Source organism: Mycobacterium gallinarum (assembly GCF_010726765.1).
GTDB classification, from domain to species: Bacteria; Actinomycetota; Actinomycetes; order Mycobacteriales; family Mycobacteriaceae; genus Mycobacterium; species Mycobacterium gallinarum.
Window position 1 is genome coordinate 4,810,019 of record NZ_AP022601.1, and the last position, 20,517, is coordinate 4,830,535.

The 20,517-nt window shown below is 64.8% G+C and carries 22 protein-coding genes; 8 read left to right on the forward strand and 14 right to left on the reverse strand.

What is annotated here, in order from left to right:
• Window positions 1-3 precede the first annotated feature (3 nt).
• The 10 genes from G6N42_RS23710 to G6N42_RS23755 all read right to left on the reverse strand — a co-directional run bounded on the left by G6N42_RS23710 (window position 4) and on the right by G6N42_RS23755 (window position 8,088).
• A complete protein-coding gene (locus G6N42_RS23710; RefSeq protein WP_163733700.1) occupies window positions 4-690 on the reverse strand; it encodes a 5-oxoprolinase subunit B family protein in 687 nt (228 codons plus the stop codon).
• A 74-nt stretch (window positions 691-764) separates the two neighbouring features.
• Window positions 765-1,469, reverse strand: a complete 705-nt coding sequence (locus tag G6N42_RS23715; RefSeq protein ID WP_163733703.1) for a queuosine precursor transporter — start codon at window positions 1,467-1,469, stop codon at window positions 765-767.
• A 12-nt stretch (window positions 1,470-1,481) separates the two neighbouring features.
• Window positions 1,482-2,393 carry an ABC transporter substrate-binding protein gene (locus G6N42_RS23720; RefSeq protein ID WP_163733705.1) on the reverse strand — a complete coding sequence of 304 codons (912 nt, stop codon included), beginning with the start codon at window positions 2,391-2,393 and terminating at the stop codon, window positions 1,482-1,484.
• Between the two features lie 13 nt (window positions 2,394-2,406).
• The gene (locus G6N42_RS23725; RefSeq protein WP_163733711.1) at window positions 2,407-3,525 is read right to left on the reverse strand and encodes a YeiH family protein; all 1,119 of its coding nucleotides are present in this window, start codon (window positions 3,523-3,525) and stop codon (window positions 2,407-2,409) included.
• Window positions 3,526-3,676: 151 nt separating this feature from the next.
• On the reverse strand, window positions 3,677-3,973 hold the full coding sequence (locus tag G6N42_RS23730) for an EF-Tu/IF-2/RF-3 family GTPase (protein WP_163733714.1): 297 nt from the start codon (window positions 3,971-3,973) through the stop codon (window positions 3,677-3,679).
• A complete protein-coding gene (locus G6N42_RS23735; protein ID WP_163733716.1) occupies window positions 3,973-4,776 on the reverse strand; it encodes an SDR family oxidoreductase in 804 nt (267 codons plus the stop codon). The genes G6N42_RS23730 and G6N42_RS23735 overlap by 1 nt, the downstream gene beginning before the upstream one ends.
• A gap of 52 nt (window positions 4,777-4,828) precedes the next feature.
• A complete protein-coding gene (locus tag G6N42_RS23740) occupies window positions 4,829-5,422 on the reverse strand; it encodes an acyl-CoA-like ligand-binding transcription factor (RefSeq protein WP_163733719.1) in 594 nt (197 codons plus the stop codon).
• Between the two features lie 12 nt (window positions 5,423-5,434).
• Complete coding sequence (gene lysE, locus G6N42_RS23745; protein WP_163733723.1) at window positions 5,435-6,034, reverse strand: L-lysine exporter; 600 nt, start codon at window positions 6,032-6,034, stop codon at window positions 5,435-5,437.
• Window positions 6,035-6,152: 118 nt separating this feature from the next.
• A complete protein-coding gene (locus tag G6N42_RS23750; protein ID WP_197905551.1) occupies window positions 6,153-7,259 on the reverse strand; it encodes an alpha/beta hydrolase in 1,107 nt (368 codons plus the stop codon).
• A 61-nt stretch (window positions 7,260-7,320) separates the two neighbouring features.
• Window positions 7,321-8,088 (reverse strand): SDR family oxidoreductase, encoded by a 768-nt coding sequence (locus G6N42_RS23755; RefSeq protein ID WP_163733726.1) that lies wholly within the window; start codon window positions 8,086-8,088, stop codon window positions 7,321-7,323.
• A 123-nt stretch (window positions 8,089-8,211) separates the two neighbouring features.
• Here G6N42_RS23755 and G6N42_RS23760 point away from each other — a divergent pair, with 123 nt between their 5' ends.
• From G6N42_RS23760 to G6N42_RS23780, 5 genes are all read left to right on the forward strand, one after another.
• A complete protein-coding gene (locus G6N42_RS23760; protein ID WP_163733728.1) occupies window positions 8,212-9,093 on the forward strand; it encodes a helix-turn-helix transcriptional regulator in 882 nt (293 codons plus the stop codon).
• Window positions 9,090-9,590 carry a cyclophilin-like fold protein gene (locus G6N42_RS23765; protein ID WP_163733731.1) on the forward strand — a complete coding sequence of 167 codons (501 nt, stop codon included), beginning with the start codon at window positions 9,090-9,092 and terminating at the stop codon, window positions 9,588-9,590. The genes G6N42_RS23760 and G6N42_RS23765 overlap by 4 nt, the downstream gene beginning before the upstream one ends.
• On the forward strand, window positions 9,587-9,874 hold the full coding sequence (locus G6N42_RS31060; protein ID WP_197905552.1) for a cupin domain-containing protein: 288 nt from the start codon (window positions 9,587-9,589) through the stop codon (window positions 9,872-9,874). The genes G6N42_RS23765 and G6N42_RS31060 overlap by 4 nt, the downstream gene beginning before the upstream one ends.
• A gap of 264 nt (window positions 9,875-10,138) precedes the next feature.
• Window positions 10,139-11,470: an MFS transporter gene (locus G6N42_RS23775; RefSeq protein WP_163738076.1), complete on the forward strand. Its 1,332-nt coding sequence runs from the start codon at window positions 10,139-10,141 to the stop codon at window positions 11,468-11,470.
• Window positions 11,470-12,342 (forward strand): LysR family transcriptional regulator ArgP, encoded by an 873-nt coding sequence (locus G6N42_RS23780; RefSeq protein ID WP_163733734.1) that lies wholly within the window; start codon window positions 11,470-11,472, stop codon window positions 12,340-12,342. Before G6N42_RS23775 ends, G6N42_RS23780 begins: the two co-directional genes overlap by 1 nt.
• Here the strand turns inward: G6N42_RS23780 and G6N42_RS23785 are convergent.
• A complete protein-coding gene (locus G6N42_RS23785) occupies window positions 12,332-12,850 on the reverse strand; it encodes a sigma-70 family RNA polymerase sigma factor (protein ID WP_163733736.1) in 519 nt (172 codons plus the stop codon). The genes G6N42_RS23780 and G6N42_RS23785 overlap by 11 nt on opposite strands.
• A 212-nt stretch (window positions 12,851-13,062) precedes the next feature.
• Here G6N42_RS23785 and G6N42_RS23790 point away from each other — a divergent pair, with 212 nt between their 5' ends.
• Both G6N42_RS23790 and G6N42_RS23795 read left to right on the forward strand, forming a co-directional pair.
• Window positions 13,063-13,884 carry a helix-turn-helix transcriptional regulator gene (locus G6N42_RS23790; RefSeq protein WP_163733739.1) on the forward strand — a complete coding sequence of 274 codons (822 nt, stop codon included), beginning with the start codon at window positions 13,063-13,065 and terminating at the stop codon, window positions 13,882-13,884.
• 216 nt (window positions 13,885-14,100) lie between these two features.
• Window positions 14,101-15,426 carry an FAD-dependent oxidoreductase gene (locus G6N42_RS23795; RefSeq protein WP_163738079.1) on the forward strand — a complete coding sequence of 442 codons (1,326 nt, stop codon included), beginning with the start codon at window positions 14,101-14,103 and terminating at the stop codon, window positions 15,424-15,426.
• On the opposite strand, the gene qcrB is transcribed toward G6N42_RS23795, so the two are convergent.
• The gene (gene qcrB, locus G6N42_RS23800; protein WP_163733742.1) at window positions 15,336-17,009 is read right to left on the reverse strand and encodes a cytochrome bc1 complex cytochrome b subunit; all 1,674 of its coding nucleotides are present in this window, start codon (window positions 17,007-17,009) and stop codon (window positions 15,336-15,338) included. The genes G6N42_RS23795 and qcrB overlap by 91 nt on opposite strands.
• 200 nt (window positions 17,010-17,209) lie before the next feature.
• Window positions 17,210-18,175, reverse strand: coding sequence for a DUF808 domain-containing protein (locus G6N42_RS23805; protein WP_163733745.1), 966 nt, complete (start codon window positions 18,173-18,175; stop codon window positions 17,210-17,212).
• A gap of 35 nt (window positions 18,176-18,210) precedes the next feature.
• On the opposite strand from G6N42_RS23805, the gene G6N42_RS23810 reads away from it, so the two are divergent.
• The gene (locus G6N42_RS23810; protein ID WP_163733748.1) at window positions 18,211-19,116 is read left to right on the forward strand and encodes an SCO6745 family protein; all 906 of its coding nucleotides are present in this window, start codon (window positions 18,211-18,213) and stop codon (window positions 19,114-19,116) included.
• On the opposite strand, the gene G6N42_RS23815 is transcribed toward G6N42_RS23810, so the two are convergent.
• Complete coding sequence (locus G6N42_RS23815) at window positions 19,099-20,514, reverse strand: NCS2 family permease (RefSeq protein ID WP_163733751.1); 1,416 nt, start codon at window positions 20,512-20,514, stop codon at window positions 19,099-19,101. The two genes, G6N42_RS23810 and G6N42_RS23815, sit on opposite strands and share 18 nt — an antisense overlap.
• Window positions 20,515-20,517: the final 3 nt, after the last annotated feature.

The following is a 20,517-nucleotide window of genomic DNA, read 5'->3' on the forward strand; positions in this document are numbered from 1 at the left end:
CTCCTAACCCACCGCTCGAAACTGCACCCACATGCCCGGTATCAGCAGCGCGGGCGGATCACGTTCGACATCCCACAGCGCCGCCTGACCGTCGGCGGTGCGTCCGATCAGCTGCCAGCCGCCGGGAGACTCGCGGGGATAAACCCCGCTGAACTGGCCGGCGAGACCCACCGCCCCGACCGGGACCTTGGTGCGCGGCTCGTCCCGCCGGGGGACCTCGAGTCGTGCATCCCCCCCGATCAGATATGCGAAACCCGGTGCGAAGCCGCCGAATCCGACGCGCCACGGTGCGTCGGTATGCGCCGCGACGACCTGATCGGCGCTCATTCCGGTGAGCCGCGCGACGTCGTCGAGATCGGGACCGTCGTAGACCACGTCGATGTGAACGTCGATCTGAACCGCACCGGCAGGCTCGGCCGACTCCGATGCGGCGACGACGTCCAGCTTGCCCAGTCGCTGCCGGGTGGGGCCCTGGTACCGGGTACCGGCCAGCTTGATCAGCACGGTGCGCGAGGCAGGAACGATGTCGAGCACCCCCGGCAGTTCGGCAGAACGGATCGCCGCTGACCACGCCAGCACTTCGTCGGTCCCGTCGAATTCCAGCAGCAGGGCCCGATCCCCGTAGTCGCGGATCTTGGCGGGACCCGCACCCGTCGCGTTGGCGTCCATGAGATCCACTGTCACGCTCATGGACCCAAATTACCCGCGAGTAGCAACTGCTATGCGCGCTCTATGAGCCTTGCCAGAGGAGTTTTAACGAAGCCTCACACGGCGGGCCGATACGTCGGCTCGCGGCGCTTGATGTACGCGATCACCCGGTACGTGATGGGCAGCACGAGGATCTCGACGACGGTCTTGTACACCCAGCCCAGCGCTACGTAGGTGAGGAAGTCGCCCCATGTGCTGATGCCTATCGCGCCTGCCGCGATGGTGCAGAACACCACGGTGTCAGCGAATTCGCCGACGATCGTCGACCCGATCAACCGGGCCCACAGGTGTTTCTCCTTGGTCCGTTCCTTGATCTTGACGACCACCCACGCGTTGAGCGTCTGCCCGACGATGAAGCCCGCGAGCCCGGCGATGATCAACTGCGTGAACGGCTTGACGACTGCCTCGAACGCCGCCTGGTTGGTGTAGAAGTCAGCCGCGGGCAGGTAGGCGGTGAGCCAGAACGTGAACGCGGCGATGGCCTCCATGACGAAGGCGATGTAGATGGCCTTGCGGGTGGCCCGGAAGCCGTACACCTCGGACAACACGTCGCCGATCACGTACGTCATCGGGAACACGATGAACCCGCCGTCGGTGATCAGCGACCAGTCGCCGATGATCGGTCCGAACGCGATGCCCTTGGTGGCGGACACGTTGGAGATGAGCACGAGGCCGGTGAAGATCGCGACGAGCACGGGATAGTAGGCCGAACCCGTGAGTGCGAAACCCCGGTGCTCGGACTCTGTGCTGGTGGCGGTCACCGGAACATCTTGTCAGGCGATCGCCCTGGCGATGTGGGCCGGCAGCTGGTCGGCGACCACCGGATAGGACAGGGTCGAGGCGAAGGCGATGGCACCCCCGAGTTCCTTACCGGTGAACACATTCCGGGTGGCGGGCAGTTTCGCCACGGCCGGATCGGCGAGCAGGGCGGCCTGCTGTTCGTCGCTTTCCGTGGTCCAGATCAGCACGTCGGCCGAATCGATGTTCTCGGCGACGGCGCAGCCCATCTTCGTGAGGAATTCACTGCGCCAGTCCGGGGACATCACCGTGGGTCCGTCCGGACCGAGCGTGCCTTCGAGCAGCAGCACCCGCGTGCCGGCGAACCGCTGATTGTTCGAACCCGCGGCGGCGAATCGCTCGTCGACGGCGGCGATCAGCGCCTGCATCTCGTCGTGCTTGAACACCGCCTGGCCGATGGCGCCCGCCTGATCCTTCCACGGCTCGAAGAACGCGTCCTGACCCGATTGCGCGATCGTCGGGGCGATGGCCGTCAGCCGGTTGTAGGTGTCGCGGTCGAGGCCGGCATTGGTGGCGATGACCAGATCGGGCTGCAGTCCGGCGATCTGGTCGACCGGGATGCCGTCGACGAGGTTCAGCACCACCGGCTGCGCACCGCCGAGTTTCGATTGCGCCCATGGCCATACGCCCAACGGCTCGCCCCCGAACCAGTCCGTCACCGCGATCGGCACGACGCCGACGGCGAGCAGGTCGTCTTGTCCGGTGAGGCCCGCGCTGACCACCCGCTTGGGCGGCGCCGGGACCTTGGTCTCGCCGAACACGTGCTTGACGGTGACCGAACCATCGTCGGCGACCTCGCCGGGCTTCGATTCGCAGGCGGCCGCGAAGGCCGCCGCCGCTCCGGCAGTCAACGCCAGGAAACTCCGCCGGGACAACGAAGCACGCACCCGGCGAGAGTAGCTAACTCACCTGAAAACTACCGAACAACACGACGGCCAGGCCGAGCGCAACGACGATGTTGACGACCGTCGCCGAGGCGAACAACGCGATGGGCCGCCAGCCCGCCTCCCTGAGGCCCTTCAGCGAGAACTCCAGGCCGATCGCGACGAACGCGAAGATCAGGAACCAGGTGCGCAGATCGTTGACCGTCGTGATCGCGGACTTGTCGCCGCCCAACTGCAGAAACAACGTGCCGATGATCGACGCGGCGATGAATCCCAGCACGAACTTCGGGAAACGCTCCCAGAACTGAAAAAGGATCGGACGCGCCGCTTCACCTTCTTGGGAAGCCGACTTGCGCTCCACCTTCAACGCGAAATACGCGGTCAACGCGATCGCGACGACACCGATCAACGCGTTCTGCGTGGTCTTCACGATGGTCGCGATCTGCAGGGCGTCCTCACCGGCAATGGCTCCCGCGGCGGCGACGGCCGCCGTGGTATCGATGTTGCCGCCGATCCAGGCGCCCGCAACCGCATCGGAAAGGTTCAAAACGTCTGCGAGCCAAGGGAGTAGGAAAATCGACGGCAACGCGAAAACGATCACCAGGGAAGCGGCATAGGCCAGCTGCTCCTTCTTCGCCTGCACCGCACCGGCCGCCGCGATAGCCGCACTCACACCGCAGATCGACACCGCAGACGCCAACAGTGCGCGCAGCTTGTCCTCCAGCTTGAGGACTCCGCCCAGCCACCAGGTGAAGCCGAACACGATGGTGATCAACAGCAACGCCTGGATGATCGCCGGCCCTGCCGCGGTGACGAGCACCTTCAGGTTGATGGACGCACCGAGCAGCACCAGACCGGTCTTGATGAAGAACTCCGTGCGGAACCCCCGTGCCAGCGCGTCCCGCAAGGCGAGTTTGGACAGCACGAAGTTGCCGATCAAGCCCAAAGCGATGGCATAGACCGGGAATTCGATGGACTTCGCGACCTTTGCGAACGGAGTTCCTGCCGCCCACTGCGGAACTTCCTGCTCCAGGAATCGCGTCGCGGCGCCCAGCGCGATGACAACCAGCACCCCGGCGACCGCGTACCCGATCCCGGACGCGCGGACCTCGGGTTTGGTCTTGGTTTCTGTCACGGGATCACGCTGCCCGGAATCGCACCGACGAGCACAAGAGCCAGCAGAGCCAGGCCTGCGATGACGGCGAGCCAATCCTCGTTCATGAGCGGCACCGTATGCCGAACCGCGCGCTAGATCAGCGGTTGCGCTCAGCGCGATTTAGACGGGCTCAGATGGGCGGGACCTCGTAATACCCCGACGACGAGGCCGACGACGACGAGGTGAGGACGTCGCCACGGTTGAGATCTTTGCGCTCGATCCCCTTCATCAGCACGCCCACGTTCTCGCCGGCGCTCGCCTCGTCGAGCTGTTTGCGGAACTTCTCGATCGCGGTCACCTTGACCCCGGGACCCCCGTTGATCTGTACGGTGTCGCCAACGCGCAGCGTTCCACTTTCGACGCGGCCGGTCGCGACCACGCCCCGATTCTTGATGGCGAAGACCTCTTCGACGGTCATCTTGAACATCAGGAATGCGCCAATCTCTTGTTGACCAGACGGGTGAGCCAGCCGGGTGAGAATCGGGAGCCGGCCGCCAAGACCTTGGTCTGGGAGCCGACGGGGAAGTGCACCTGGTGGATGGCGCGGCGCAACCAGTGCGGGTCGACCGCCGCGGTGATGGCGTCGGCGATGTCCTGCGCGGTCAACCGAATGCCGAGCGACTCGGTGGTCCCGGTTTTGAGGTCGTCGGTCATCGCGGTGTTCACGAACAGCGGCCAGACCGCGATCACCCGGATGCCGTACCTGCTCCACTCGATGTCCAGCGCCTCGGTGATGCCGCGGATGAAGAACTTGGTCGCGCTGTAGTTGGCGAGTTCAGCCTGCCCGTAGATCGCCGAAGCGGAGGCGAGGTTGACGACGACCGAGTTGCGCGTGGCTCGCAGGTAGGGAAACGCGGCGTAGAGCCCGTTCACCACACCCTTGGTGTTGATGTCGATCTCCTTGAAATGACCGCCGAGGTCCATCTCCTCGAACCGGCCTGCGCGAAGAATGCCGGCGTTGTTGATCATCACGTCGAGGCGGCCACCCGCCGCCTTCGCGAACTCGGCGACCCGCTGGGCCATTTCGTCGGGGTCGGTGACGTCGAGGTGCCCGATGATCGCCCGCCCGACTCCGCGTTGGTCGATCTCGTCGGCGAGCGACTTGAGTCCGACCTCGTCGATGTCGAAGCCGCCGACGAGGAACCCGTTTCGGGCGAACGTCAGTGCGGTCGCCCTCCCGATTCCGGCCGCAGCACCGGTGATGAATACGGACTTTCTCGTCGCGGTCATCTGGGCTACATACCCGCTTTCGTGAAGTCCCGTGTTCTACGTGGCCGGTACATCATTTCGGACGGATCACCATCGCAGCTTCGAGTAGGTCCAGGGTCCGTTGCATCCGGTCGGTCAGCTCGGACAGATGGCCGTCCAGGGCGGCCATCAACCCGCCGGACAATGCCCCGACGAACACACGGACCTCGAGATCCTGTGGGTCGCGACCGGTGCGCTGTGCCTCTGACTCGGCGAGTCGCTCGACGGTGTGCCGGTACTCGTCCAGCTGGGCGGCTTTGAGTTCCGGCACCGAAAGGACCAGTCGCAGCCGGGCGCGTTCGAATCGCCACTCGGCCGCGGTCACCGCGGCCAGAGTGATCTCGAGTGAGCGCCGAAATGCCGCGAACCGTGGCATGTCTGACGGCAGCCCGGCAAGCGCGTCGATGGTCACCTGGTCCAGGTCGTTCGCAATCAGCACCGACTCTTTGGTGGGGAAGTAGCGGAAGAAGGTGCTCGGTGCGACATCCGCTGCGGCGGCGATCTGTTCGATCGTGGTGTTCGCGTAACCGTTGGCCTTGATGAGCCGCATGGCCTCGCGCCGGATGGTGTCTCGAGTCTGGATTTTCTTGCGGTCCCGCAAACCCAGCGCTGGCTCGGCTGCCGTCATACGCGGATTATTTCAGGACAAGATCAACGACACACCGAGTCCGGTCATAGTGACGGCAATCAGCCCGTCGAGGATCCGCCAGGTAAGTGGTGTGGCGAACAGTCCGGACAGGCGCCGCGCTCCGAGTCCGAGGCTGACGAACCAGACGACGCTCGCGGTGACCGCACCGACGCCGAACAGCCACCTCTGCTCGCTGTGCTCGTTGGCCAGGGTGCCCAGCAGAATCACCGTGTCGAGATAGACGTGCGGATTGAGCCACGTCAGCGCGAGGCAGGTGACCAGCACCTCGAGGAGTCGCGCCGGCCCCTTCTCCGAGGCCGTCAGTGTGGACGGCCGGCATGCGCGCCCGGCCGCGAGCATTCCATATCCGATCAGGAACGCGGAGCCACCGAACCGGGCGATGTCGAGCGCGCCGGGGTGTGCGGCGATGAGGGCGCCGACGCCGGCGATGCCCGCGGTGATGAGCAGGATGTCGGATACCGCGCACACCGCCACCACCGCGGCCACATGTTCACCGCGGATGCCCTGGCGCAGCACGAAGGCGTTCTGCGCGCCGATCGCGATGATCAGCGTCAGGGAGGCCAGGAAGCCGACGATCAGCGGGGAGTCCATGGATACGACGGTAGGCATCCTGGCCGAATCAGTACAGCTAATGATTCTTCATCTGCATTAGATATGCTAATGTCCGCCAACCGTTGCTGTCACAGTTGCACGGCCGCTCCCTTAAACGTCAGCCGAGCTTTTCGGCGAAGAACTCAGTAAGCGTGTCGAACGGGATCATTTCGATACGGTCGTAGAGGTCGACATGCCCCGCGCCGGGCACGATGACGAGGTCCTTCGGTCCTGCAGCGCGGGCAAAGGCGTCCTCGCTGAAGTACCGCGAGTGAGCCTTCTCTCCGGCGATGAACAGCAGGGGCCGCGGCGAGATGGACGCTATTTGGGTGAAGGGGTAGTAGCCGTTCATCGCCGGGTTACTTGTCAGCGTGAACGCCGTTGTCGAGCGTGGGTGTTCGCCGCGGGGAGTCCGGTAGTAATCGAAGAACTCGCGCTCGACCGCGGTCGATTGATCGGTCAACTCCACCGGCGTCCCAGGCACCATCTGGGGCTGCTCACCGTCGACTTCGGCCCAGCGTTGGTCGGCGACCTGCCTGAGCGTCTGCTGGCGCTGCTCCTCGGGAACGGTGTCGTTGAGACCTTGCCGCATCGCTCGTCCCATGTCATACATGCTGACGGTGGCCAACGCACGGATGCGTGGGTCGGCGGCTGCAGCGCTCAGCGAAAAGCTTCCGCTGCCGCACACGCCGATGACTCCGATGCGGTCTCTGTCGACCAAAGAGTTCGTCCCGAGGTAGTCCACGGCGCTGCTGAAATCTTCGGTGAAGGCCTCGGGCGACGCGATGTTGCGCGGTGACCCACCGCTCTCACCGCCGTAGGATGCGTCGAATGCCAGTGTGACAAAGCCCCTTTCGGCCATCTGCTGGGCGTACAGTCCCGACGACTGCTCTTTGACGCCTCCGTAGGGGTGACCCACGATGATCGCGGGGTGTCGCACGGCGCGGTCGATGTTCTTCGGGATGTAGAGATCCCCGACGAGATTGATGCCGAGTCGGTTGTCGAAGGTGACCTTCTCGACGTCGACGCGGTCACTCTGAGGGAATGTCTTGTCCCAGGTTCCCGCTTGGGATACGGCGCTGTCGCCCTGTGTCATCTCGCCGGACGACGGGGCGCAACTGGTCAGCGCGATCACGCCGAACGCTGTTAGTGCCGCGCCGAGGGCAGGCCGAAAACGGCGCCTGGCGGTGTGCGACGAGGTCGGCAGATCGGATGTCGTGCTCATTTTTGTTCTCCTGATGATGTGAGGTAGTTGGCGAATATTGTTGCGGGAAAGGAGGAAAGGGTCATCGGGCGGTGTAGCCGCCGTCGACCGGTAGCGCGACTCCGACGACGAAGGCGGCGCCGGGACTGCACAACCACAGCACCGCGGAGGCGATCTCTTCCGGCTCGCCGAGCCGGTTGATCGGTTGATTCGCAATGGCTTCGGCGCGGTCCAATTCGCCGTTGTCGATCATGTCGGTCACCATCGGCGTGGCGATGGTGCCGGGGCACACCGCATTGATGCGGACACCTCGCGGGGCGTATTCGAGGGCCGCGCTGCTGGTCAGGCCGATCACACCGTGCTTGGAGGCGTGGTATGCGGCGCGCCCCGGAATTCCGACGAGTCCGCCGAGTGACGAGCAGTTCACGATGGCTCCGCTGCCATGGCTGCGCATCTGCGCCAGTTCATGTTTCATACATGCCCACACCCCGCGCAGGTTGATGGCGTTGACTCGATCGAACGTCTCGGCCGGTTCGTCCGCGGCGTCGCTCGGCGGCACCTGAATGCCGGCGTTGTTGAACGCCATGTCGAGACGTCCGTACTTGCGCACCACTTGGCCGACCGTTGCGGCGACGTTGTCTTCGTCGGACACGTCGCAGCCGAGGCCTATCGTGTCGAATCCGTCGGCGACAAGGGCCTCGGAGGCCTCCTTGGCCGCCGCCTCGTTGATGTCGGCGAGCGCTACCGTTGCGCCCGATCGCGCGAATGCGCGGGCGGTGGCCAGGCCCATTCCTGACGCGGCGCCGGTGACGAACGCAGTCTGCCCGGTGAAGTCGTATGTCGGGTTCATCTTGTTTTCCTTCGTTCGACTGACATCCAGGAAACGCCGTTTAGACGGCGTGAGGGAGTCACTGAGCAGAGGTGTACTCAGAGTGCATCCCTCATCGAGGGCTGCCGACGTACCGTCGATGGCATGGACAACCGAGCCGAGGTCCGCGAGTTCTTGACCTCGCGGAGAGCGAAGATCACTCCGGAGCAGGCCGGCATCCCCGTCGCCGGGCAGCGGCGCGTGCCTGGTTTGCGCCGCGGGGAGGTCGCGTCGCTGGCCGGTGTGAGCATCGAGTACTACTCGAAGCTGGAACGCGGTGCGCTCGGCGGTGTGTCGGCGTCGGTACTGGACGCGCTGGCCCGGGCTCTGCAGCTCGATGACGCCGAACGCGCGCACCTCTTTCACCTCGCACACGCCGCGGACGGAACGAATGCCGGGATGCGCCCGCGCCGCCGTCCCGGCACACGTTGGACCCCGAGACCCGCGCTGCAATGGGTGCTTGACGGGATCGCGCCGCCGGCCATCATCCGCAACGGACGGATGGACCTGCTGGCCACGAACTTTCTGGGCCGGGCGATGCATTCTTCGCTGTACGAGCGTGAACCGGGCGACGTTCCAAACTTCGCGAGGTACACGTTCTTTGATGATGACGCGCAGCGTTTCTACGTAGATTGGGAGACGGCCGCAGATACCTGCGTGGCGATCCTGCACACCGAGGCTGGTCGGGACCCTCATGACAAGGCCCTACATGACCTCGTCGGTGAATTATCGACCCGCAGTGCGGAATTCCGCTGTCGATGGAGTTCGCACAACGTGCGTCTGCACGGCGCGGGGGTCAAGCATTTCCACCACACCGTCGTCGGGGACTTGGAGTTGGCGTACGAAGGCGTGGATATGATCGCCGACCCGGGCCTGACCCTAACCATCTACGTGGCCGAACCCGCCTCACCGACCGCGCACGCCCTCGACCTGCTTGCCTCTTGGGCGAGCACCACCTCTGACTCCGACGTTGGTGCTCCATCATGAAAGGAACTGGCTGGGTGCTCCTTTCGCTATCGCTTCTCGCTATCGGGTGCTCGAACTCCGAAACCGATAACACCCCAATATCGGCGACAGGTGTTGCCTCGCAACAAGAGGACTCACAGGCCCCGGTCATCGGCGAGATCCCGGTCGCCGGCATTCGGCTAGAGGTCGGCGGTCAACGGATCGCAGCGCAGCTCGCCGACAACCCCACTGCGATCGAACTGGCCGCGCAGCTACCGATGACCCTGTCGTTCAGGGATCTCAACGCAGTGGAGAAGATCGCCAGACTTCCGCGACCGCTCACGATGGATGGGGTGCCCGCCGGTGACGATCCCCAGATTGGTGACATCGGCTACTACGCACCTTCGCAGGATTTGGTTCTGTACTACGGCGACGTCGGCTACTGGAACGGCATCGTCCGCATCGGTCGGTTCGACGCCGCCCAATTGTCTTTCCTGGAGAAGCTCGACGGTTTCGATGCCGTCATCGAAGCTGCGTGAGCCGCCCAGCAGAGCGCCGTCCTGGCCGCCGTCGTGCCCCCGAAATGTGGAAGGCGGAATCGTCTGCCGCCGAGGGCGCCGGCGTCGAGATTTCGCGGAATGATCAGCGCCCCGCAGCCGCCGGCCCGGCGGAGACCTTCACCGGCGAGGTGAGCGTCAGACCGCTCTTCGAGCCCAATGCCGCCCGCGACTTCAGCTCGGCCGAGGTGTCGTTCACACCCTGCGCGCGGACCGCGTGGCACAGCCACTCCGCCGGACAAACGCTGATTGTCACCGCGGGCTGAGGTTGGGTGCAGGAGTGGGGCGGCGCACGACAGAACATCGCCGCCGGCGACGTCATCTGGACCGACCCCGGAGTCAAGCACTGGCACGGAGCCAACAGCGATACTGCCATGACCCACATCGCTGTTCAGGGCGTGGTCGACGGCAGCCCCGCGGCCACGCAGGGCCCTGGGATCGGTGCGAGAACCCACAGAAGCCCCAGTTCAGCCCCGCGAGGCGTCGCTAATCTGCTTCCATTGCGTCGGACCTGCGCAGAAGGGGCAACGATGACCACCCACCTCCCCGATTCGGCCCTGGGTCAGCAGACGATGGTGAAGGTCACCCGTCGCCTGCTCCCGTTCCTGATTCTCCTCTACTTTGTCAACTACCTCGATCGCGTCAACATCAGCTTCGCCGGCCCCAACGGCATGAACGAAGACCTCGCGATGAGCGCCAAGATGTTCGGCTTCGCGTCGGGCATCTTTTTCATCGGCTACCTGCTGCTCGAAGTGCCGAGCAATATCGCGCTGCACAAGTTCGGCGGCCGCCGCTGGCTCGCACGCATCATGCTGACGTGGGGAATCATCAGCAGCGCAATCGCATTCGTGCCCAACGCGGAAACCCTGATCGTCCTGCGCTTCCTGCTCGGTGTGGCAGAAGCGGGCTTCTTCCCGGGAATCATCCTCTATCTCACCTTCTGGTTCCCGGAAAGGCACCGCTCCAAGGCCATTTCGTTGTTCATGGTGGCAGTGCCGGTGTCAACCGCCGTCGGTTCCACACTGTCCTCGCTGATCATCGAGTGGGGGCACGGCGTTCTGTTCGGCCTCGACGGCTGGCGGTTCATGTTCCTCGTCGAGGGCATCCCCGCCGTCATTCTCGCGTTCGTCTGCTGGTTCTACCTGACCGACCGGCCTGCCGAGGCCGAGTGGCTCGAGCACGACGAAAAAGGTTGGCTGGAAAGCATTCTGGATGTCGAACGGTCAATGGCAGAAACCGGCCAGCACTGGCCGCTCAAGAAGGCGCTCAGTCACCCGAGAATCCTCCTGCTGGCGTTCATCTATTTCGGCATCACCTACGGCCTGTACGCGGTGGGCTTCTTCCTCCCCACCATCGTCGCCGGATTCCAGCAGCAGTACGGCACCCACCTGAGCATCATCGAGCGCGGCCTCGTGACGTCCGTGCCCTACGTCGTCGCTGCCATCGTGATGGTGCCATGGGCCCGCCACGCCGACCGGACCGGCGAGCGGGTGTGGCACGTCGCGATCCCTGCGATCGTCGGAGCGGTGTCCATCCCGGTCGCGCTCTACATGACCGATCCCTACCTGGCGATGGTCGCTGTCACCCTGTCGACATGCTCGGTCATGTGTGCCCTGCCCGTCTTCTGGGCGCTGCCGTCCGCGTTCCTCACCGGGGTCGCCGCGGCGGGCGGTATTGCGCTGATCAACTCGCTGGGGAACCTCAGTGGCTTCGGCGGCCCGTACATCACCGGGTGGCTGACCGATCTGACCGGCAACGCCAAGGCCGCGATGTGGGTGGTCGGGATCCTGTCGCTGGCCGCCGCCGTCGTGGTGGTGTACCTGGGCCACAAGCCCAGGCCCGAAACGGAGGCATCGGCCTAGTGCAGATAGACGGCCAGCAGCTGGCGGCGTTCGCGGCCGTCATCGAGCACGGCTCGTTCGATGCCGCAGCGGCCCAGCTCCACGTCACACCGTCGGCGATCAGCCAGCGCATCAAGGCGCTGGAACAGCGGGTGGGACAGGTGGTGGTGGTGCGGGAGAAGCCCTGTGTGCCAACGTCCGCCGGCGTTCCACTGTTGCGGTTGGCTGCGCAGACCGCGCTGCTGGAGGCCGAGACTCTCGCGGAGATGGCCGGGGGTGACGGGTCCTCTCCACGTATTGCGTTGGCTGTCAACGCCGATTCTATGGCGACGTGGTTCACCGGTGTGCTCGACACGCTCGAGGGGGTGCTGTTCGACATCCGCATCGAGGACCAGGATCATTCGGCGCGACTGCTGCGCGAGGGTGTGGTGATGGGGGCGGTGACGACCGAGCGCACGCCGGTAACGGGTTGCCGAGTATTGCCGCTAGGCGTGATGAGGTACGTAGCCGTCGCAGCCCCGCGGTACATCGAAAGGTATCTGCCCCAGGGTTTCACGGCTCGCGCCGTGGCGGCAGCACCGTCGCTGGCGTGGAATCGAGACGATGCCCTGCAGGACATGTTGGTGCGCAGGGTGTTCCGTCGCGACATCACTCGTCCGCAGCATTTTGTGCCGACGGCTGAAGGGTTCGGGAGCGCCGTGCGGGCGGGCCTCGGGTGGGGGATGTTCCCGCAGAATCTGGCCGCACCCGCCCTGTCGGACGGATCTTTCGTTCGCGTGGTCGACGCTCACCTCGACGTCCCGCTGTTCTGGCAGTGCTGGAAGCTCGACAGCCGGTTGGTCGGGGCCATCACCGCGGCGGTTCAGTCCGCCGCCGTGAAGATCATGGTGTGACGCCCATTTCGCGCATTGTCTGCCGTAGGGCGCGCAGCGCGTAGTGCAGTCGCGACTTCACGGTGCCCTCGGCGATCCCGAGGTCGGCGGCGATGTCCGCCGTTGTCCAACCCATGACGTACGAGCGGTGAACCACCGCACGGTGTTCCGGCGTCAGTCGCGCCAACGCGGTGTTGATCAACAGTCGATCCAGAGCGGCATCCACGTCGTCCGGGCAGGCCCGCTCGGGAGTGCCCGAATCGTCCAGCGCGCTCACCTCTCGGCGGGAGCGTAGGGAGCGACTCTCATCGATGATCATGTTCCTGGCGACAGTGAACAGCCATGAACGTGCCGACCGCTCGCTGTCGTTCGTCACCTCCGGGTGCTGCCAGGCGCGCAGTAGCGTCTCCTGCACCACGTCTTGGGCGCGGGATCGATCGCCGGTCAATCGCCAGGCGTAATGCCACAGGGCGGCGGCATGCTCGGTGTAGAGCGCCTGCATCCCATCTGCCGCTGCGGCTGTCGTCATACTTCGACGATGGCATCGCCCGAGGCGCAGTGGCAGGTAGTGGCTCCGCTAGTAGTGGAACTACCAGCGCCGAGCTGGGCCGATTGCGGGCCGATTCCAGCTAGCGGGTAGGTAAGACGGACGGCAGCGGGGACGCCAAGTTCCAGACGACAAGCCATTGTGAACACAGGGACATCGACATCGTGTTCCGCCACCCTCGGTTAGGCGCACCCGTGAAGCACAACGCGGCCATGCTCGGCCAATTCCTCAGAGCCCGCCGGAGGAACCTGGTGCGCGCAGAACTGGGCATGCCTCGCACTGGACGGACGACGTCTGGGCTGCGTCGTGAAGAGGTGGCCTTTCTGGCCGGCGTGAGTGTCACCTGGTACACGTGGCTGGAACAGGGACGCGACGTCACCCCGTCACGCCAGGTTCTCGACTCGCTCGCGCGGACGATGCGGATGTCGCACACCGAACACGTGTACCTGTTGGCCCTGGCCGGGTACAGCCCGCCGCATTCCACAGCGGAACCGACTCCTGTCACCGTCCCAGCTGACGTACAGCGTCTGCTGGAAGCCTGCGCCGACTTTCCGGCGATGGCGGTTGCCACCGACTGGACGGTATTGGCCTGGAACGCCGCATACGAATCCGTGTATCCGAACATCGCACGAGTCGCCGTCGCCGATCGCAACTTCCTATGGCTGCTCTACACCGATTCGTACCTGCGCGCGCTGATACCGGACTGGGAACGGACCGGCATGTACAACGTCGCGTCATTTCGGGCCGAAGCCGGTACGCGGTTGGACGAGCCGCCGTTCGCGGACCTAGTCGCACGGCTCCTGCAGACCAGCGACGCGTTCCGAACGGCCTGGGAGAGCTTCGACATCGACACGATGCCGTCGCGCGAGCGTCGTTTCCACCACCCCGACGTGGGTGATCTCTATATGGAGCAACACATCCTGGCGCCCTCGGACCATCCGAACCTGCGCGTCGTGACCTTCATCCCGGTAGCCGTGACCGATACGGCCGACAAGTTGCGGGTCTTGGTGGGTTGAGTCCAGCCTCGGCGGCGAATCGATGAAATAGCTTTATTCAGAGTGCCTTTCGGCCCTTCGCCGTGCGTCACCTGTAGCTATGTGTGAGGTCGACCACTTCGATGAACAGAAGCCATCCACGAGTCGTATCACGTTCAGCCGGCGACTACACCGGATCTCGGACTGCGACATCGAGGGGACCCCATGGTTCTGCTATCAGTCGAAAACCGCAAGGAAATGAACGCACTTCGCGTTCTCGTCGTCGGAGCCGGCGTCGGTGGCGTTTCCATCGCTCGGGGTCTACTGCGCGACGGACACGATGTCACGGTCTTCGAGCAACGTCCGGATACGCGGCCCGGTGGCGGTGCGGTGACCATCTGGCCCAGTGGCTCAATGGTTTTGGAACAGCTTGCCGTCGACATGGACGGGGCGGGTCAATTGCTTTCCACCGTGCGGATCGCGACGTCGACTGGTCGCCCCCTGATCAACATCGCGGTGGATACGATTGTCGACAGGTTGGGCGGCCCCGTTCGAATGGTCCCTCGCCGCGTTCTGCTCGACCGTCTGCTCGATGGCTTTCCGGCCGATCACATCCGATGCAACTCCCGTGTGGCCGCGGCATTCAATACGCCGGGCGGGGTGCGTGTCCAGTTCGACGACGGTAGCTGCGCGGATGGGGATCTGTTGATCGGCGCGGACGGTCTGCACTCGATGGTCCGCCGTATCGTCGGCGGGGCGCCCGCGAAATCGACCGGCTGGTGCAGCTGGCAGGGACTGAGCACCGTTGATCACATCGCCGAAAAGGATGTCGCAGTGCAGATTATCGGCGAACACGGAAACCTTGGTCTGTGGCCAGCCGGTGGCTCTGATCTGCAGTGGTGGTTCGACTTGCGGTGGTCGCCCGACTTCGTCAGGCCGGACCGTCCGATCGACGCGATCCGGTCCAGCTTCGCCGGGTGGTCCGAGTTGGTCGATCAGGTCTTGGCGACGTTGACCGACGACGATCTGGCGGCCTCCCCGTTTCCACATTTTCGGCATCCGATTCCCCGCTTGCGGCGGTCGGGTGCCATGACGTTGCTCGGCGATGCCGCTCACGCGATGCCGCCCGCCCTGGCGCAGGGGGCGAATCAAGCACTGCTGGACACGATGGTTTTGCGCAAGGCGCTTGCGGATCTCCGGGGCAATGATGAGCTTGCGAGCGCTCTGCGGTGGTATGAGAAAACCAGGCGACGCAGGCTCACCGTCTTGTCCTGGGTGACGTCGCGGCAGATATCGCAGAGTCAGTCGGTGTTGAAGTGGGTCGCCCTGATCTCGGACTCGTTTGGCACGTGGGTGATGACGGCGTTTCTGCGATGGTTGAGCCAGCGGCGGATATCCGTCAGTGCTGTTCTTTGTGCTTCTTCTTGCCGTTTCGCTGCGCTGGCGGACCTTCTAGTCGAACTTGGCATTGCGGCGCTGCAACGCGAGCACGGTCAGCGGTGTCCATTGGTTTTTCCGTTCGACGACCCGTTGTGGTCCTGGTGTTCACGCAACGCGGTGAGGGCACGCCGTCCCGACGCATGATGCGCCGCGGTCAGCGCCTCCTGCTCAGACGGCGGGTCGGCGAACAAGAAACTTCCACTGCCCGGTGCTCCCGCGGCGCCGAGCTTGTTCATCCGCTTCGGAATCGCAGCGCCCTGGTAGGCCAACGGAATTGGGTGACCGTCGGAGTCGACGGGCCCGAGCGGCTGATGCAATTCGACGTAGGCTCCGTGGGGCAACCGCTTGATGATTCCGGTCTCGATGCCGTGCTCGAGCACCGCACGGTCGCTGCGCTGCAGGCCGATGCACCACCGGTAGGTGACGTAGTACACGATTGCGGGCAGCACGACCATGCCGATTCGCCCGATCCAGGTGGTCGCGTTCAGCGAGACGTCGAATTTGTACGCGATGATGTCGTTCATCGCGCTGAACGTGAGCACGATGTAGAACGCAATCGCCATGGCGCCGATGCCGGTGCGCACCGGGACGTCGCGGGGCCTCTGCAGCAGGTTGTGGTGAGCATCGTCGCCGGTGACCTTCTTCTCGATCCACGGGTAGATGATCAGCAGCATGAACACCAGGCCCATCAGCACCGCGACCGCAACGGCGGCCGGTACCGTGTGGTTGCCGATGTAGAGCTCCCAGGCCGGCCACAAACGGATCAGCCCGTCCGTCCACATCAAATAGAAGTCCGGCTGGCTGCCGGCCGACACCTGGGCAGGCTTGTATGGGCCCAGATTCCAGATGGGGTTTATCTGCAGCAATCCCCCCATCAGGCCGAGGATTCCGACGACCATCGCGAAGAACGCCCCGGACTTGACCGCGAACACCGGCATCACCCGCACGCCGACCACGTTGCTCTCGGTCCGGCCAGGGCCGGGAAACTGTGTGTGCTTCTGAAACCACACCAGGGCAAGGTGAATTCCGATGAGCGCCAGCATGATTCCGGGAAAGATCAGAATATGAAGTGCGTACAGACGCGGCAACAGGATTCCGTCCTGGCTGCACTGGTATCCGACACCGCCACACGGAAAGTCGCCGCCGAACAGCGCCCAGTGCAGCCAGGTGCCGACCACCGGGATGCCGAGTGTGATGGAGGACAGGGCGGCGCGAATGCCCGTCCCGGACAGCAGATCGTCGGGCAGTGAGTAGCCGAAGAAGCCCTCGAATATGGCCAGGATCAACAGCAGCGAGCCGATCACCCAGTTCGCTTCGCGGGGCCGCCGAAAAGCGCCGGTGAAGAAGATGCGGGCCAGGTGCACCATGATCGCCGCGGCGAACAACAGTGCCGCCCAGTGGTGGACCTGCCGGACGAACAACCCGCCGCGCACCTCGAAGCTGATGTCCAACGTCGACGCGTAGGCCTTCGACATCTCGATGCCGCGCAGCGGTTGATAGACACCCTCATACGTGACTTCGGCCATCGATGGGTCGTAGAACAAGCTGAGGTAGATGCCGGTGAGGATCAGAACGATGAAGCTGTACAACGCGATCTCGCCGAGCAGGAACGACCAGTGGGTCGGGAACACCTTGTTGAGTTGCCGACGCACCGCCGCTGACGGGTGATAACGCGAGTCGATGGCATCGCCTTGGGCTGCGGCGATGTCGTTCAATTTTGAGTTCATATGCGTCGGCTCCTGGGAAGCTACGCGGGGCTACTCTCCAAGATGCTCGGTCGACATGAGATGTGCTCGTAACGGCGGCATAGTTCACCAATCGGTCACAATCGACGACTTCGCCGCGCCGTCAACGCATTAGTACCGGCAGTGACAATCGCTCCTACCGCGTTGTCGGACTTCGCATGCCGAGTTCGGCGGGCGCCCAGTTATGCGGCGGGCGCCTTCTTGTGCTTCTTCTTGCCGAACGGCAACACGTGCATGATCGCCACGACGACGGCGCCGACGACCAATCCGATGAGCGCCGAAGCCGCGGTGTTGACCAGCCAGGCCAGCACACCGCCGAGCCCCTCGGCGACCGCGCGTTTCACCAGGTCTTCGAGATGGTGCACCCACCCGTAGAGCGTGTGCCAGCCCAACGTATCCGTACCCAGTAGGAGGATGTGGCCGCCGACCCAGAGCATCGCGACGGTGCCGACGGTCGACAGCCCCGACAGCAGCTTGGGCATCGCGGCGACCAGCCCGCGACCGACCTTCTGTGCGAATGTCGACGAGCGCTGCGCGAGGTTCAGGCCGATGTCGTCCATTTTCACGATCAGCGCGACGACGCCGTAGACGGCGGCCGTGATGACGATCGCGACCACGACGAGGATCGCGAACCGCGACCAGAACCTCTCGCCCGCCACCTCATTGAGCGCGATCACCATGATCTCGGCGGACAGGATGAAGTCCGTCCTGATCGCCCCCGCCGTCATCTGCTTCTCGGCGTCTCCGCCGAGGGTCGATGCGGGTGCGGCATGCGCGTCGTGGCTCGCACTTTTGTGAAACCACCCAGCTACCTTCTCCGCGCCTTCGTAGCAGAGGTAGGTGGCGCCCAACATCAGGATCGGCGTCACGATCCACGGCACGAACTGGCTGAGGAGCAGGGCCGCGGGCAGGATGAACAGCAGCTTGTTGCGCAGCGAGCCGATCGCGATCCGCTTGATCATCGGCAGTTCGCGGTCGGCGGTGATGCCGTGCACATACTGCGGCGTCACCGCGGTGTCGTCGATCACAACGCCCGCAGCCTTGGCGGTCGCGCGTCCCGCCGCGGCACCGATGTCGTCGACCGATGCCGCGGCCAGCCGCGCCAGCGCCGCAACGTCGTCGAGAAGTCCGAACAGGCCCGCGCTCATCGCTTCCCCATGGGTCTGGAGGTTACCGTGAGCCAATGGCCGGTGCCGATGGCGCGTTTCGCGCAACGCGAATTCTGGCCGGTGCCGTCGAAGCGTTCGCCGGGCAGGTCTACTTCGCTCCCGAAGCCCACGCCGGGTACGAGAAGCTCGGCTTCTCCGGCAGCCCGGGGCTTGTCGGCGGGGTGGCGATGCCCGATATGAACGCCTACTTCTGCAGCCGCGGCGCGCTCCTCGGCCAGGTGCCGGGGGAGGTGGTGGCGTCGGCGTTCGCGGTGTTCAACCCGGCGATCGTGGTACCTGCCGTCGAACACGGCTGGTCGCTGACGACGGCCGCGGAGATCATCGCGGCCAGGGATGAGGCCGCCGTGGGTCAGCTGCGAAGGATCCTCGGAACCAACCCGGACGGCGCCGACGAGCTGGCCCGACTCCTCGGACCGGTGAGCGGGTCGCTTCCGGTCGCGGGGCGCCCGCTCTATGCGGGGTTGATGAATGCCGACGTGCCCGAGGACCCGCTCGGCGCGGCGTGGCGGTTCGCCGACCGCCTTCGGGAATTCCGCGGCGACGCGCATACGGCCGCCTGGACGTCGGCCGGTTACAGCGCCATCGAGATCGGACTGACGACCGAGCTGTACTGGGGGTTGCGGTCCAAGACGTACGTCAGGACCCGGGGCTGGTCGGACGCCGAACTCGACGCGGCGATCGCCGACCTGAAAAGCCGCGGTTTGATCGACGATGGCGGGCTGACCGATAGCGGCAGGCAGGAGCGAGAGGCCATCGAGACCCGCACCGATGCGCAGTGCGCGCCGGTCCTACAAGCCCTTGGTGCCGACTTCGAGAAGGCCGTTGCCGTCCTACGGCGGTTCTCCGACGCCGTGCGTGCGGCGCACGGCTATCCCGCCGCGGGGCCGCACGACCTCGCGGCGCTACATGCCAAGCAGTGACTCGACCCAGCCGCGCGCGAAGTAGACCACGAAGCCCGCGGCGACGACCCACATCAGCGGGCTGATCTCGCGGGCCTTGCCCGCAGCCGAGCGTGTCACCACCCACACGATGAATCCCACACCGATGCCGTTGGCGATCGAGTAGGAGAACGGCATCGTCGCCACGGTGAGCACGACGGGCAGCGCAATGGAGAACTCGGATATGTCGATGTGCCGCAGATGCGCCACCATCATCGTTCCGACGACCACCAGCGCAGCCGCGGCGACCTCGGTCGGAACGATCGACGCGATTGGCGAGATGAACATGGCGGCCAAAAACAGAACGCCCGTAACGAGATTCGCGAGACCCGTACGCGCGCCCTCCTCGATACCCGCTCCGGACTCGACGAAGACGGTTTGCGACGACGCCGACGTCGCCCCGCCGACAACCGCGCCCGCGCCCTCGACGATCAGCGCCGAACGCAGGCGCGGGAAGATCCCTTGATCGTCGGCGAGCCCTGACTCACGCGCGAGGCCGGTGAAACTGCCCATCGCGTCGAAGAAGTTCGCGAAGACCAGAGTGAACACGAACATCACGAAGGCGATCGCGCCGATGCGGCCGAAGCTGTCGAAGAGGCTGAAGTCGCCGATCAGTGAGAGGTCGGGCAGCGCGAACGGTGATCCCGACAAGGTCGGCACCGACAGGCTCCACCCGCCGGGCTTCTCGACCGCCGATCCGAGGTGCCAGATCGCCTCGACGACGACGGCGACCGCGGTGCCCGCGACGAGTCCGATGAGGATGCCGCCACGCACCCGCCGCGCGACGAGGATGCCCGTCACCAGGAGCGTGAACACGAATATGACGGTGGGGATTGTGCTGATGTCACCGGCGCCGCCGATGCCCAAACCCACCGGAGGCGACGGTGTTCCGGTCGACCCGACGAAGCCGGCGTCGACCAATCCGATGAACAGGATGAACAAGCCGATGCCGGCGGTGATCGCGATCTTCAGCTGGATCGGGACGGCGTCGAAGACGAGTCTGCGCAACCCGGTTGCCGCCAGGGCGACGATGATGAGCCCGTTGATGACGACGAGTCCCATCGCCTCGGGCCAGGTCAACGAGTCGACCAGCGTCGTCGCGACGAACGAGTTGAGGCCGAGTCCCGCGGCAAACGCGAACGGCAGTCGCGAGATGAGCCCGAACAGGATGGTCATGACGCCCGCGGCCAGCGACGTCACCGCCGAGACCTGATCGAATTCCAGCTGGCTGCCCGTCACGTCGTCGATGCCGGACAAGATGATCGGGTTCAGCACGATGATGTAGGCCATCGCGATGAAAGTGACTACGCCGCCGCGGATCTCGTTGGTGAGCGTGGACCCTCGCTCCGAGATCTCGAAGAAGCGGTCGAGGCGGTTCACTCT